The following is a 13584-nucleotide window of genomic DNA, read 5'->3' as shown; positions in this document are numbered from 1 at the left end:
GCTACTTGCCCAGTAACTCTCCGAGCGGACGTAAGTTGGTTACGTGATCACAGAGTGACTTAATAACCATCAACAAAGGCGTGGCAATAATAAGCCCCACTGGGCCCCAAATCCAACCCCAGAATAGTAAGCCTACAAACACCGCCACCGTATTTAAGCTCGACAAATGACTGGTTAACCAAGGGGTGAGCAAGTTACCTTGAATGCTGGTTATTGCCAAAGAAGTGCCCGCCACCATAAAGGCCATGTCTAAGGTACCAAATTGCAAAAAAGCGGCAATAGCGGTGCCAATAAAAATGAGTAACGGTCCCAGATAAGGAATACCACTGGCCACGCCTGCCATTACCCCCCAGAGGCCGGCTTGTTCTACGCCCAGTAACCAAAACGCCAACCAGGTTACACCGCCCACGAATACCGAGCTTAATAACATCACAAATAAAAACCGGCGCACCTGATGGTGAAAATCTTCCATGATATGGGCGGCTTTACGCATCCGCTCAAACGATGGGCCTGAAATGCGGATCACCTTGCGCCGATACAGCTTACCGACCGCTAATAAAAAATAGACCAACAACAGTACGGAAAAGGCTTGTGAAATCATGACCAGCGCCGCCGAGGCGCCATCCATAATATAAGCTTGCACGTTAAAAGGTTTTTCGACGATGCGCACTGAAGTTACACCTGGGGTGCGAACTTTTTTCTCGCTGGTGCTATCTTCAATTTTCTTGGCTGCTTCTTGAGCCTTTTCTATGATGCTGGCTTCTTTAACGGGGGCGCGAGCCGCGGTTTTTTGCAGCTTGCTAATCGCGATGGGGATTTTATCGAGCATGGCCACGGCTTCGCGTTGCAGCGGAATGCTGGCGCTAACGATGAGCGTTAGCAGTAGAGCCACCACCACGGCGGCACTGAGCGGACGCGGAATGTTGAGCTTATCAAAGGGAGAGAGCAGCGGGTCCAGCGCATAGCTAATAAACACCGCTACTATCAAGGGCAAGAGGACGGCTTGTGCCCAATCGATAAAAAAGATGCTCGCTAACGTAGCCAAAATAATAAGTGAGGCGTTGCTCGCATTAAAGGCATCAATTAACTGCGGTTGATCGGTTTTACGACGGCTAAATTCGGCGTCCTGCGGTTCTATCATAAAGGTTCCATCCGCTGAGAAAGTGTTATCAGTGTAACCCTGCTTATCAATCTTTGCTCAGCACTCACGCCCTAAGGCGAGCGATTATGACGTAATTATTATTATCGATGGCGCATTGATTACTACTTGCTAGCGCTACTTGGCGATTGAGTTCTTAGACCGGCCCTAGCTTTATCTAAATCAAGCTCAAGCTAGAGCGGCGACACGCCTTCAATTTCCATCACCGAGCTGGCATCCGCGCGTTCGATAATTTTAACTAATGCCGATTGGATTACTTCGTCTTCTCGCACATCTGCTTGGCTGGCAAAGCGTTGTTCTTGCTCTGCGGCGCCCAGCTCTTGAGTAAAGCGGATTGCTACTTCGGTCGCACAATCGGCACTGGCACCAAAATACTCCAAGGTAATTTGTGGGTAGCCTTTAAAGCCTTTTTTAACCTGTTTGGCGATGCGTTTTTTTGCTTTGTCTATGTGCATGTCGGGTCCTTTATTGTTTAGAAAGTTTAGGCTTGAAGAGTGGAGCTTAAGCATTTAACCATTGGACGCTAAGCATGGAGCTAAGGCAAGAGGCTTAATTTATGTAGACCAAAGACCGACTTATGTAGCGTGGGACAGTAAAGTGAAAATTGAGAGGCATAAAAACGGCGCCTCTGTAGGCGCCGCTGGTCGGAAGTTATTCAATCTTAGATTAATCTTCCCCAAGGGCTTTTTCAGTTTCCTCTGAGTGCCAAATATTGTTACTGATCTCGACTTCCTCCACTACCTTAGTGTCATCATCACGCTCAAGATTAACTTCAAAGCTGTGATCGCCTTTAACGATTTCAAACTCTACCTCATCGTCGTCTGCATCATTAATAGAGGTGATTTGATACCCCTTGTCTTCGAGTATCTTTTTATAGTCGTCAAACTTTTTACCCGCTGGCATGGCTGCCGCCAACGCGTCTTTTTCTTGTGCCCAGGTGTCAGCGAACTGCGCATCGCTGTAACGGCCAGGATTTTCTTTATCGTAAGTCACATCACTGGCATCGTAATCCGCATCTTTTAAGGCGCGCTTGGTGGTGTCCGCCCGCCAGATGTTATTGGTTACTGCTAGATCTTTTAGCTTGCCGTCGGAGACTTCAGACTTCACTTCAAACGTATGATCGCCTTTAACCACTTCATATTCGATGTCGCTGTCAGACTCTTGGTTGATGGCGGTGAGACGATAGCCGGCCTTTTGTAATCGGCTGCGCAACTGTTCGACCGTATCTGAACCCGTTAAATCTTTTTCTAAAGCGTCCCTTTGCCGATCGTAGTTTTCTAGCCCCATACGATCTTGCCAGACATGTTCTTTAGGATCGGTATCTGCCGCTATGCTGATGTTAGCGTAAGACATAGTCAGTGCGGTGATGATGGCGGAGAGTAAAAGTGGTTTATGGCTGTTAACGGTTTTCATGGTGTCTGCTCCTCAAGGTACACAAAACAACACAAAATTGGAGATCTATTATGGATGTAGGGAACTACTGGTGCCTTACTGACACTAGTGCTCATGTATACAGTTCTGCGCACCTTAAGTGCACCGCGAACGGTTTAAGAGTGAACCAAGAATACCTTTATCGCCAATAAACACCTGAAATATTTTCAAGTCAGTTCAGCGGATAAACGGAGGGAAATCTTACATAAAGTGGCAGGGCGCGTTTACTGAATGTCTCAATCCTCAGCGCCCTTAGGCTTAAGAAAAAGCATTGATCTGTGCCGCAAATTGCAAAATATTCAGTCGTTTCTACTGGTAATTGGGTTAGGATGCTCGCTGTGCTCACGCATTATAGGTGCGTTGCCCGGCAAAGCGCCGACTTAAGTAGCCATAACATATTGTATTTTAAGCTAATGATTAGGTGAAGTAATGAGCGATGCGGGATTTAGAACAGTTAAAGCCTCACAGGTGATCCTCAAAGAGTTGATGGTGCCGTCTTATGCCAACTTTGGTGGCAAGGTACACGGCGGCGTAATTTTGAGCCTAATGGATAAAATTGCCTATACCTGTGCCGCTTCCCATTGCAAAGGCTATAGTGTGACGGCCTCAGTGGACTCGGTTGACTTTATGAACCCAGTAGAAGTGGGCGACTTACTGACGTTGTACGCCTCCGTCAATTACGTTGGCAGCAGCTCGATGGAAGTGGGCATTAAAGTTGAATCAGAAAACTTTCGTGAAGGTACGGTAAAGCATACCAATACCTCTTATTTCACTATGGTGGCCTTGAATGAAGAAACCCGTAAACCGGTTAAGGTTGCGGGGCTGTTATTGGAAGATGAAGATGAAATTCGCCGTTTTGTGATGGGTAAGTTACGTAAAAAATTACGTCGCGCCCACCAGCAAGAGATTGACGATATTGGCGCAGCACTCAAGATTGGCCAAGCCATGGTCGAGCTGGAAGGCGAAAATTGCTGCTATCCGGGAGTGATGCACTTACCGTTATGAGCCGCTATGAGCAGCTGGCACTGCAGCTTCAGGAGCAGATCAGCAGCGGTGTTTGGCAGGCAGGCGACAAGTTGCCCTCGCTGCGTGAAACGGTACGCCGTTCTGGGCTGAGCCTAATGACGGTGTTCAACGCTTATCAGTTGCTTGAAAGCCAAGGTTGGGTGCGCTCTCGGCCCCAATCTGGCTATTTTGTCGTGCCTGTTTTGCAGGCGGCTCATTACTCATTACCACTACAGCCACTTCAGCCGGCAGAAACGGTCGATATCAACGCTTTTATCTTCAACGTACTGCAGGCGGGTAATAATTCCGATTGTGTGGCGCTAGGCTCTGCCTTTCCTGATCCCTCGCTGTTTCCACAACATCAACTGTCTCGCTCCCTGATCCGCGTGGCTCGCCAGTTGTCATCTGCCAATACTGACGTCAGTCTGCCGCCAGGCTGTGCCGATTTGCGCCGCAGTATTGCCCAGCGTTATGCCGCTAAGGGCATGGAGATTTCGCCTGATGAAATCGTGATCACCTCTGGCGCACTGGAGGCGCTTAATCTTAGTCTGCAAGCGCTAACCCAACCCGGTGACTGGGTAGTAGTGGAGTCACCGGCTTTTTACGGTGCGCTGCAAGCGATAGAGCGCCACCATCTAAAAACAGTGGCGGTGGCGACGGATCCACAGCGCGGCATGGACTTAGATGCGCTGGCTCAAGCATTACAGCAATATCCCATCAAGGCCTGCTGGCTGATGAGTCATTGCCAGAACCCGTTGGGCGCCAGCATGTCAACGGCGCACAAACAGCAACTGCTAGCTCTGTTGACCGAGCACGGCGTGAGCCTGATTGAAGATGATGTCTATGGTGAGCTGTATGCCGGTTTAGTGACGCCGTTGCCTGTCAAGGCGTGGGATAATACAGGCCAAGTACTGCACTGTGGTTCTTTTTCCAAGACACTGGCCACCGGCTTTCGCATTGGTTGGGTAGCGGCGGGGCAACAAGCGCAGGCTATTCAACGGTTGCAGTTGATGAGCACCTTGTCGACCAGTACGCCCATGCAATTGGCGCTGGCTGATTATCTGTCTGCGCATCATTACGACAAGCATCTGCATACTCTGCGCCGGACCCTAGAGCAGCGCAAACATATTTTTTATCGGGCTATCAAGCGGGAATTTCCCGATGTGGTGCGAGTGCATTATGCCGAAGGCAGCTATTTTTTGTGGTTGGAGCTGCCGACAGACTGTTGCGCGACCGAGCTGTATTGGCGGGCGCTGAAGGCGGGTATCACTATCGCGCCTGGGCGCATGTTTGCCGCCGGCGAGCAATATCGGCACTGTTTTCGGCTCAATGTCTCACTGCCTTGGAATACTGTTAGTGAAGCAGCCATTAAACAGTTGGCGACGCTGATTGACGGACAACTAGCGCTAGTTTGAGCAATCAAGCTTGAGCGTTCAGAGGGCCATACTGTTATAGTTTCTGACTCATTTAATAGCACTGTTATAGTTTATTTACTCACAACTGTTTATGTTTCGCTCAGGCCAGCCATGCTCTACTACGTGGGTTGCCGTAGCTGGTGCCGCTCGGTATTGGCTGGCTTTTCTCATAACAAACAGTGTGAGCCTTATGGAAAAATATTCTTCCCAAATTGACGTTAGCGTCTGTACCGAACCCAGACCCATAGATCAGGGCCATGTTTACGTGCGTGCTCAGCGGGGACGTTGGCAAAAGATACGCCAGTTTATAGGGTGGGCACTGATGCTGATTTTTTTCGTGGGGCCCTGGTTGCGTTGGAACGGGCAGCAAGCCTTGCTGCTGGATCTAGAACAACAACGTTTTCATCTTTTCGGCATTACAATCTGGCCTCAGGATCTGACATTACTGGCTTTATTTCTGATGGTGTCCGCCTTTGGCCTGTTTCTTGTTACCGTCTTTTTGGGGCGAGTCTGGTGCGGTTATCTATGTCCACAAACGGTGTGGACCTTTTGGTTCATCTGGGTAGAAGAGAAATTAGAGGGTAGTGCCAATAAGCGCCGTCAATTACACAAGGCGCCTTGGAGCCTGAATAAGTTGTGGCGCACTGGCGGCAAACACCTGATCTGGCTGCTGATCTCCTTGTTGAGTGGTTTTACTTTCGTCGCCTATTTTGTACCTGCTGCCGCGTTGGCCACCGATTTAGTACAGTTTTCTGCCGGCCTGCTGTCGAGCTTCTGGGTGGTGTTTTTTGCGCTTTGTACCTATCTCAACGCGGGTTGGATGCGGGCTATAATGTGTACTCATATGTGCCCTTATTCTCGCTTTCAGTCGGCGATGTTCGACAAAGACACCTATAGCGTGAGTTATGATGCCAAGCGCGGAGAGCGTCGTGGTCCACGTGCGCGTAACACAGATGCCGCAGCACTGGGACTCGGCGACTGTATAGACTGCAATTTGTGTGTACAAGTGTGCCCCACCGGCATCGATATTCGAGACGGTCTGCAGTATGAATGCATCAACTGCGGGGCTTGCGCCGATGCCTGTGATCAGACCATGAGTCAGATGGGCAGTGCCACTGGGCTGATCCGTTATGCCAGCGAGCGCCAGCTAGAGGGCGGCAAGACTCGGTTGTTGCGGCCCAAGTTGGTCGGCTATGGCATTATGTTGCTGCTGATGTTGGTGGTACTGGTGTATGCCGCCGCCAGCCGCGTGCCCATGGCACTGGACGTGCAGCGGGATCGCAATCAGCTGTATCGTGAAACCACGCAGGGCTGGGTGGAAAACACCTATATTCTTAAGCTGTCGAACCGGACTCAGCAGCCACAAGATTATCGGGTACGCGTAACTGGAATGGATACCTTACGCTGGACGGGACCAGAGGAGGTGACGGTCCCAGCCGGTGAAATCGTTAATCTGTCTATTAGTTTGACGGCGGATCCTTATCAGTTGCAGAATAGCATACAGGCGATTACGTTTGTGGCCGGTAATGGCCTGCTGCAAGTACAGACTAATAGCCAATTTTTCAGCCCAAGCCGCTAGCGGAATTGACCTACTATGGAAGCTGGCCTTGAGTATTAAAACCATCTGAGTATTGAAACCAAGAGAGGCCTGACGCTCGAATATCGAGAGTCAGGCCTCATTTTGCTTATCGGCCATATTATTAAGCGGAGTGCCAATATGATCCACTGGCCAGCGTTAGTGAGTAGTGAACAAGGTGCTGATTATGCCTGTGTAGCCGAGTTTAATGCGCTTGAAGACCAGCGGTTATGGCCGGGCTGTCGGCTAGTTGACAGCGAAGGCTGGGTCTATCTTCTGTCGCAGGCAAGCGACGGCGACCTGTACTGGCACCGTCAACCCGAGTTAGTATCCTTGCTCGAGCTTAATCATGAGCTAAAACGCTATGCTGCCAATTTAGGCGTATGTTGCACAGGCAAGCTGGCCATACGCACCTTGGCCGAAGCTTTCGCCCTAGTGGAGTGGCTGGAGCAGCAGTAAGTTACCTCCTCGCCAAGTAACCGGCGAAGGTGTGGGCCGAGTGAGAGATAAACCTATGAACGTTAATTTGCGCAAGCTTGGCTGGCTGTTATTGCCACTGACGCTGACCTTAGTGCTGCAAGCTTGTGGTAGCGCACCGCAGTCCCCGGTGAGTGGTCCTGTGGTGGTGAGTGCCCAGCAGGGCAAGGCGTCTTATTACGGGACGCGCCATCACGGTCGTAAAACCGCCAGTGGCGAGCGTTTTAATAAAAATGCCTTAACCGCCGCCCACCGCACCTTGCCATTTGGCAGCTTAGTGCGGGTAACCAACCTTAATAATCACAAGTCCATAGTGGTGCGCATCAACGACCGCGGCCCTTATGCCAAGGGGCGTATTATTGACTTGTCCGAGCAAGCGGCACGTGAGATTAATATGGTCCGCGCCGGTGTGGCACAGGTTAGAGTTGAGCTGTTGAAATAGTCAGCTGACTTAATTGGCGATACGCCACAGGACGGGGCCAGTCTGCAGCACTTTTGGGGAGGCCCCGTTTATTTGCCAGCTGAATGGCGGCATTGATCCACCCCGCATGACCCACCGCCAACACGTGCGTGCTGGGTGATGCGTTATCTTGCTGTGTTATCCATGATGCAACTCTGGCAAACAACTGCTGTAGATTTTCTCCGCCGCCCGGCGCATAAGCACTAAAGTTGTCACACCAAGCGTCTATGTCTTGTTTGGCAATGTGCTGCCAAGGTTTACCATCCCAGTCACCAAAATTAAGCTCCGCCAGTGCTGGCGCTACCTCACAGCGAAACCCCCGCTTGGCTAATATGCGCCCTACATCCAAAGAGCGTTGCAAGGGGCTAACCCAGATAACTTTGGGCAGACCATGACGGCGGGTAAAGCGTTGGATGTGATTAGCCAAGCGGCGCAATTTGCGTTGATCCACTCCCATATCGGTGTGCCCCAAACATACCCCCGCCGCCTGCAGCGGCTTAGGGTGGCGCCAAATATACAACTCCATCACAGCTCCTGCTTTTTTTTAGCTCTTACTCATAATATTTTTCAGATCTGATCTCTATTTTTCCGTGTATTCCGTGGCAAAAATAGTTATGGGTTTGGTGTTATCGTTCTCTTCACGCTTCACAGCCCTACAGCTAGACCCGCATAAATCGCCAGCTCGCTGAGCTGCTGGGTCGCGCCTAAGCCATCCCCCGTGTAGCCGCCTAAGCGTCGCGCCAGTAAGCGGTACATATAGGTGGTGGCCAGCAAGGCGAACAACAATGCCAGTAGCCAGTGGCCGACACTTATCTGCGCCATGGCGAGAGGCCAAGCCGCACTGATAATCACGAATGCTAATAGCAGCCAGCCGGCACTCAGTAATCCTTGCAGGGGAGTGAGTTGTTGCGCCATGGGTTTGGCCTTGGCATGTTCAAGCTCACCGCCGTAGGGCAGCAGTGCCAGTAGGCTGATGCAGCATAAACGTGAAGCCCCATGACCGATCACCAAGGCAATCAGCGCTATCGGCAAGCTCATGCTGGCCAGCAAGCTGACTTTAAGCAAGAGCGCCATCACTAAGCCCAAGGTGCCAAAGGCGCCGAGTCGTGAGTCTTTCATTATGGTCAGCGTTCGCTCACGGGTTAGGCCTCCGCCTAAACCGTCGCAGGTATCGGCCAAGCCATCTTCATGAAAGGCTCCGGTGATTTTTATGCCCAGCGCCGTGCAGGCCACGGCGGCGACTAAGGGGGTAAACAACAGCCAGCTTAGCCAAAAAGTGCCGGCACACAGCAAACCTACTAAGAGCCCCACGGCGGGAAAATGCCGACTGCTTTGGTGCAACCATTGAGCTTGATAGTGCTTAAAAGCCGGCACCGGTAGGCGAGTTAAAAATTGCATGGCCACCAGTAATAAGCGGCCTTCTTGTACCAGTAATTGGGTTAAGCGCTGAGTGAAGGTGAGTGCTGTCATTATTGCGCTTGCTCGCTAATGCCGGCATCTTTAAAGCTGGCCATTTGGCTTAAAAACAAACAAGCGGATTGCAATAACGGGTAGGCCAGTGCGGCACCACTGCCTTCTCCTAAGCGCAGTTGTAATTGTAACAGCGGTTCGGCGTCTAACAGTGCCAATAGATGGCGATGACCAGGCTCGGCCGATTGATGCGCAAACACCGCATATTGGCATACGCCTGGAGCTAGCTGCTCGGCCACCAGTAGGGCGACGCCGGCAATAAAGCCGTCCATCAATAAGATGCGTCTTTGGCTCGCCGCTTCAATAAGCGCGCCTGTCATCATGGCTATTTCTAATCCACCCAGTGCGGCCAGTGCTGCAAAGGGGGAGCAAGCGTTTGTGTGGCGCGCCAGCACTTGCGTGAGAATGTGCTCTTTATGGCTTAAACCTGCGTCGTCCAGCCCAGTGCCACGACCAATGCACGCACTTAAGGGCAGTTTACCTAAGCGTGCGAGCAATAAACTGGCGGCTGAGGTGTTGCCGATGCCCATCTCACCCACCATTAAAATATTGCCCGGCAGTTGACGGACGATGGCCATGCCCGTTTTCAGTGCCGCCATGCATTCATCATCGCTCATGGCGGGCTCGGTAAGCGCATCACGGCTGGCATGGCGTATTTTATGATTGAGCAATTGCGGATGAGCGGGCAAATCTGTGGCCACGCCTGCGTCCACTACTTGCAGGTTGATGACGTGCTGGCGCGCAAACACGCTAATGGCCGCACCACCCCTTAAAATATTGTGCACCATTTGTGCGGTCACGGCGCTGGGGTAGGCCGAAGTACCATGGCGAGCAAGGCCATGGTCGGCGGCAAATACGCAAATTTGTGGCTGGCTTAAGTTGGGCTGGTTGCTGTTTTGGATCATGCCTAGTTGCAGCGCTAACCGCTCTAACTGGCCCAAAGCGCCGAGCGGTTTGGTTTTGCCGTTAATGCGCTCCGTCAGTTCTGCCTGCAAGATGGGATTAGCCAATGAGGGGATCAGGGGTAAATAAGGCCCAGGCAAAGTGCTGGGCTTAGGCGGAGAAACATCAGGCATAACAAGCTTCCGTTAACGGCAAAAAGTCGCTTATGTTAGCAAAAGCATACTCACTAGGTAATGTGTGCAGCTTGAGGAAAATGCAGCAAACAATTTATAGCGGGTAAAAAAAGAGGCGCTAAGCGCCTCTTTTAAGATAGTGGTTGGATGAGTGAGCTCACTGGCTGGTGCGACTGACTAAATTATCAGTAGTGGAAGTGTTAAATACCAGCGCTTTTAGTTCCAACAGATCGGGGTCGATGACGCCTGAGCCGGTAATTTCTGGTGCAGTACAACCGCTGTGGTTACCGGCATTAAGGTAGGGGCGCAATAGCGGCTCCATGCCTTTTAATACTTGTACCGGTAGCGCCGAGGTAAAGGTAAATTTATCTGACTCTGAGCCCGGTACGTAGGCGGTCAGGGTACCAAAATGGTGTTCGCCCAAATAAAACACAAAAGTGGCGGTGCGGTTACGGGCCTGAGAGGTGAGCACTTGGCCATAACGACTCACGGTTTGAATACGATTGTCACCGGTGCCGGTTTTACCCCCTAAGGTGAGCGGGTTGCCATCGCTGGAGGTAAAGCTGCCTTGCAAGCGGCGCGCGGTTCCGCCTTCTACCACTTGCGACAGCGCATTTTTCAACACGACTGCCACGTCTTTATGCATCACGCGTTTCGCTTGCTGTAATTGCGGTGCCAGCTGAGTTTCATAAGGCGTATTGGCAGCAAAGTGCAGTTGATCCATGCGCACCGTCGGCAGGCGTATGCCATCGTTTAAAATAATACCCACTAGCTCTGCCAGTGCTACTGGTTTGTCGCCAGAGCTACCAATGGCGGTGGCCAGTGAGGGCACTAAACTATCAAACGGAAAGCCCAGCTGCTGCCAACGTTGATGAATATCGCTAAAGGCTTCGATCTCCAACATGGTGCGAATACGAGAGTCACGCGCACTGCGGTGGCGGGTTTTAAATAACCAAGCGTACACCTCTTGGCGCTGCTCAATACTGGCATCGGCGGCGTCACTAAAGCGCGTCTCTGGGTGCTGCTGCAGATAACTTAATAACCACAGCTCTAACGGGTGCACACGAGCAATGTAGCCTTGATCTGCAAGGTTATAAGCACCGGGTCCATAGCTGTCGTATAGTTGCTGCAGCCTTTTTTCATTGAGCGCCGCACTTGGTAAACGCTGTTTGATAAAGGCATCAAATTCAGCTCGGCTGGCGTTCGGTAATAAATAACGGTGCACCGCCGCTAAGCGAGTGGCGGTGGGGCGCAGGCCATCAAAGAAATGATTTAACTGCTCATCGGTAGTTTTGTTTTGGTATTTACGCCAAAAGCGCAGTAAAAATACTCGACCTTCGCGGTCGGCAAAGCGGCTTAAATACGCTTGGCGTTCAGGGTTTTTATCATCACTCAGCAGTTGTGCACGGTTTTCATTTTGATAAATGCTGTAGCGCACAATATCGCGCATTACCCGAATAAAGGGCAGGTTAATAGACTCGCGCAGCGCCTCAATCATGGTCGGGTTTCGGCTATTATCTTGGCGGCGAAAGTTATTAAAGGTATGCAAGCCGCCGCCGGTAAAGAATCGCTCGCCGGTACTGGCGGAATAGCGCCGCGCTAAGGCTGCATCCAGCATGGGCGGCAAGGCGCGGTCTGAGTTGCGTAATAAGTATTGAATCGCCCACTGGCTCAAATAATCTTGGGTCGCGGGTTTAAGCTCGCGCAATTTTTCTGGTGAAAAGCCTGCATATTGCTGGTGTAACTCGGCAATAATCTCTAGATAGGTGGCCATCACCCTGAGCTTAGCGGTAGAGCCCAGCTCCAACTTGCTGCCTTCGTTAATATCAAAAGGCTGTAAGGTGTTATCGGTTTGCACTCGCACATAAAAACCCTGCTGGCCACGCTCAAACAGCGTAAAACTGTAGCGCACATCGGCAGTTTTTTCCGGTGATAACAAGCGCTCGCCGTATAAACCGATGGCGCGGGCCACATCAGGATCCGCCAGTTGTTGTAAGTAATCGGTCACTTTTTGCTGTAACTCGGCATTGAGCGTGGTGCTGGCGGATAAGTCTAAGCGGTCCAGTTCATAAAATGACATGCCCAGTAAGTTAGCTAAGCGGCCCCGGGTCACTAATAGGGTTTTGCTGTTTTCTACATATTGGGTAACAGGATGCGTACTGAAATTACGAAACTCCAGCCGTTGAGTCAAGGCCGCATCGCGCAAGGCTAGGCTTATCATGTCTGCCTGCGCTTGTATGCGCAGATAACTGTCGGTTAACTGGTGTAAATCCTCGCGCCCTGAATGTAAGTAATAAGAGGGGCGGCGTTGGGCAATCATTAATGCTATCACTTGGCGCAGCGCCAAGCCTTGCTCAGCAAGTTGCTCGGTGGGCGCTGCGTTTGCATCTAATAAGCGGTTTACTTCATCCAGCTCGGCGCCAAACCATAACCAAAGACCATCGCCGATGCCGTTAATTTCACCGTGGCCGGGGGCGGCTGCCAATGGCACCGAGTTTAAATAGGCGAGGGCAATATTTTGGCGTGCCGCTAAGGTCTCGGGGCCATTTTGATAGGCGCGCACACTGGCGGAAATCATCTGGCGCAGTTTTTCACTGGCCGATTGGGTTCTACCGCCAGGAGAGTGGCGAAATTTTTCTATTTGCGTGGCCAAGGTACTGCCGCCGGCCGAGTCATCTTGCAGATCGAGCGCACGGCCTAATTGGGACAATGCCGCCTTAGTAAAACGCGGCCAATCTACGGCGGGGTTAATGGCCGGAAAGTCCGAGCTTAACAAGTCGCGGTTTTCAATAAATAACAGCGTGTTCACCACCAAGGGAGCAATGCTGGCAAAGTCCCTGTAATGGCGCTGTGGATAAAGGTAGTCATAGATAGGCTCACGGCGACAATCGCCTACAAATAGCCCGGTCTGGGTTTTCTCTAAGTAAGGAGGAAACAGACCATGACTGGTATATTGTTGCAGCGCGGGTGAAAACTGCACCTGTTGAGTAATCATAAACTGTTGGTTTTTAAGGCGCGCCAATAAATCCGGCAAGCGAGCGTAGCCTAAGCGTTGATCGAAAGGACCATGTTTGGGAAAGCTGATCGCTTCACTGGATCCTGGCTCCAATGAATAGCTTAAGCTGTTGGCGTAGCGCGGGATCTCGCGGGCCTGCAACCAAGAGGTACGCATCTCATAAGCCAGCAGTCCGCCTGCCGTCGTGAGGATGGCGAGCACGAGTAGCCAAAAAAATAGTCGCCAATACCGTCGCCGAGTCACAGTAGGAGCTGGCTCAGTGCTGTGCAGTGTGGCTTGTTCAACGTTTGGTACTGTTCCCATCAATGACCCCTTAGCGCCACCAAGTATTAGGGCTTCTTATAGTAAAAGCTTAGCTGTGTGTTCGGCTTAAGTACTGATAACGAAGAATTATTTTTATTTTTTTGACCTAGGTTTGATCGGGGGCAGTCTACTACCGCCCATGTAATAAAGCATTACAATGCGTGTAATATCGAAAACGAGTAATAAATGTGTGTTA

The 13584-nt window shown here is 51.2% G+C and carries 12 protein-coding genes; 5 read left to right on the top strand and 7 right to left on the bottom strand.

Going from position 1 to position 13584, the window contains the following annotated elements; all coding sequences use genetic code 11:
• Position 1: 1 nt before the first annotated feature.
• The 3 genes from CBP31_RS02335 to CBP31_RS02325 form a co-directional block, all read right to left on the bottom strand.
• Positions 2-1141: an AI-2E family transporter gene (locus CBP31_RS02335; protein WP_087034696.1), complete on the bottom strand. Its 1140-nt coding sequence runs from the start codon at positions 1139-1141 to the stop codon at positions 2-4.
• 191 nt (positions 1142-1332) lie between these two features.
• Positions 1333-1614 (bottom strand): hypothetical protein, encoded by a 282-nt coding sequence (locus CBP31_RS02330; protein ID WP_087034695.1) that lies wholly within the window; start codon positions 1612-1614, stop codon positions 1333-1335.
• Positions 1615-1825: 211 nt separating this feature from the next.
• Positions 1826-2572: a hypothetical protein gene (locus CBP31_RS02325; RefSeq protein ID WP_087034694.1), complete on the bottom strand. Its 747-nt coding sequence runs from the start codon at positions 2570-2572 to the stop codon at positions 1826-1828.
• A gap of 447 nt (positions 2573-3019) precedes the next feature.
• Here CBP31_RS02325 and CBP31_RS02320 point away from each other — a divergent pair, with 447 nt between their 5' ends.
• The 5 genes from CBP31_RS02320 to CBP31_RS02300 all read left to right on the top strand — a co-directional run bounded on the left by CBP31_RS02320 (position 3020) and on the right by CBP31_RS02300 (position 7505).
• Positions 3020-3595, top strand: coding sequence for an acyl-CoA thioesterase (locus tag CBP31_RS02320; RefSeq protein WP_087034693.1), 576 nt, complete (start codon positions 3020-3022; stop codon positions 3593-3595).
• Positions 3592-5010, top strand: a complete 1419-nt coding sequence (locus CBP31_RS02315; protein WP_087034692.1) for an aminotransferase-like domain-containing protein — start codon at positions 3592-3594, stop codon at positions 5008-5010. Before CBP31_RS02320 ends, CBP31_RS02315 begins: the two co-directional genes overlap by 4 nt.
• A 190-nt stretch (positions 5011-5200) precedes the next feature.
• The gene (gene ccoG, locus CBP31_RS02310) at positions 5201-6589 is read left to right on the top strand and encodes a cytochrome c oxidase accessory protein CcoG (protein ID WP_087034691.1); all 1389 of its coding nucleotides are present in this window, start codon (positions 5201-5203) and stop codon (positions 6587-6589) included.
• A gap of 138 nt (positions 6590-6727) precedes the next feature.
• A complete protein-coding gene (locus CBP31_RS02305) occupies positions 6728-7045 on the top strand; it encodes a DUF4144 family protein (protein WP_087034690.1) in 318 nt (105 codons plus the stop codon).
• 55 nt (positions 7046-7100) lie between these two features.
• Entirely contained in the window at positions 7101-7505 is a 405-nt protein-coding gene (locus tag CBP31_RS02300; protein ID WP_087034689.1) for a septal ring lytic transglycosylase RlpA family protein, read from the top strand.
• On the opposite strand, the gene CBP31_RS02295 is transcribed toward CBP31_RS02300, so the two are convergent.
• From CBP31_RS02295 to CBP31_RS02280, 4 genes are all read right to left on the bottom strand, one after another.
• Positions 7483-8049 carry a histidine phosphatase family protein gene (locus CBP31_RS02295; protein ID WP_087034688.1) on the bottom strand — a complete coding sequence of 189 codons (567 nt, stop codon included), beginning with the start codon at positions 8047-8049 and terminating at the stop codon, positions 7483-7485. The genes CBP31_RS02300 and CBP31_RS02295 overlap by 23 nt on opposite strands.
• 119 nt (positions 8050-8168) lie before the next feature.
• A complete protein-coding gene (gene cobS, locus CBP31_RS02290; protein WP_087034687.1) occupies positions 8169-8993 on the bottom strand; it encodes an adenosylcobinamide-GDP ribazoletransferase in 825 nt (274 codons plus the stop codon).
• Positions 8993-10069, bottom strand: a complete 1077-nt coding sequence (gene cobT / locus CBP31_RS02285; protein WP_087034686.1) for a nicotinate-nucleotide--dimethylbenzimidazole phosphoribosyltransferase — start codon at positions 10067-10069, stop codon at positions 8993-8995. The genes cobS and cobT overlap by 1 nt, the downstream gene beginning before the upstream one ends.
• Before the next feature lie 157 nt (positions 10070-10226).
• The gene (locus CBP31_RS02280) at positions 10227-13388 is read right to left on the bottom strand and encodes a transglycosylase domain-containing protein (RefSeq protein WP_087034685.1); all 3162 of its coding nucleotides are present in this window, start codon (positions 13386-13388) and stop codon (positions 10227-10229) included.
• Between the last annotated feature and the right edge of the window lie 196 nt (positions 13389-13584).

This window comes from Oceanisphaera profunda (genome assembly GCF_002157895.1).
GTDB lineage: Bacteria > Pseudomonadota > Gammaproteobacteria > Enterobacterales > Aeromonadaceae > Oceanimonas > Oceanimonas profunda.
Note: the sequence above shows the minus strand (reverse complement) of the source record. Positions and strands in the feature narration are given on the sequence as shown.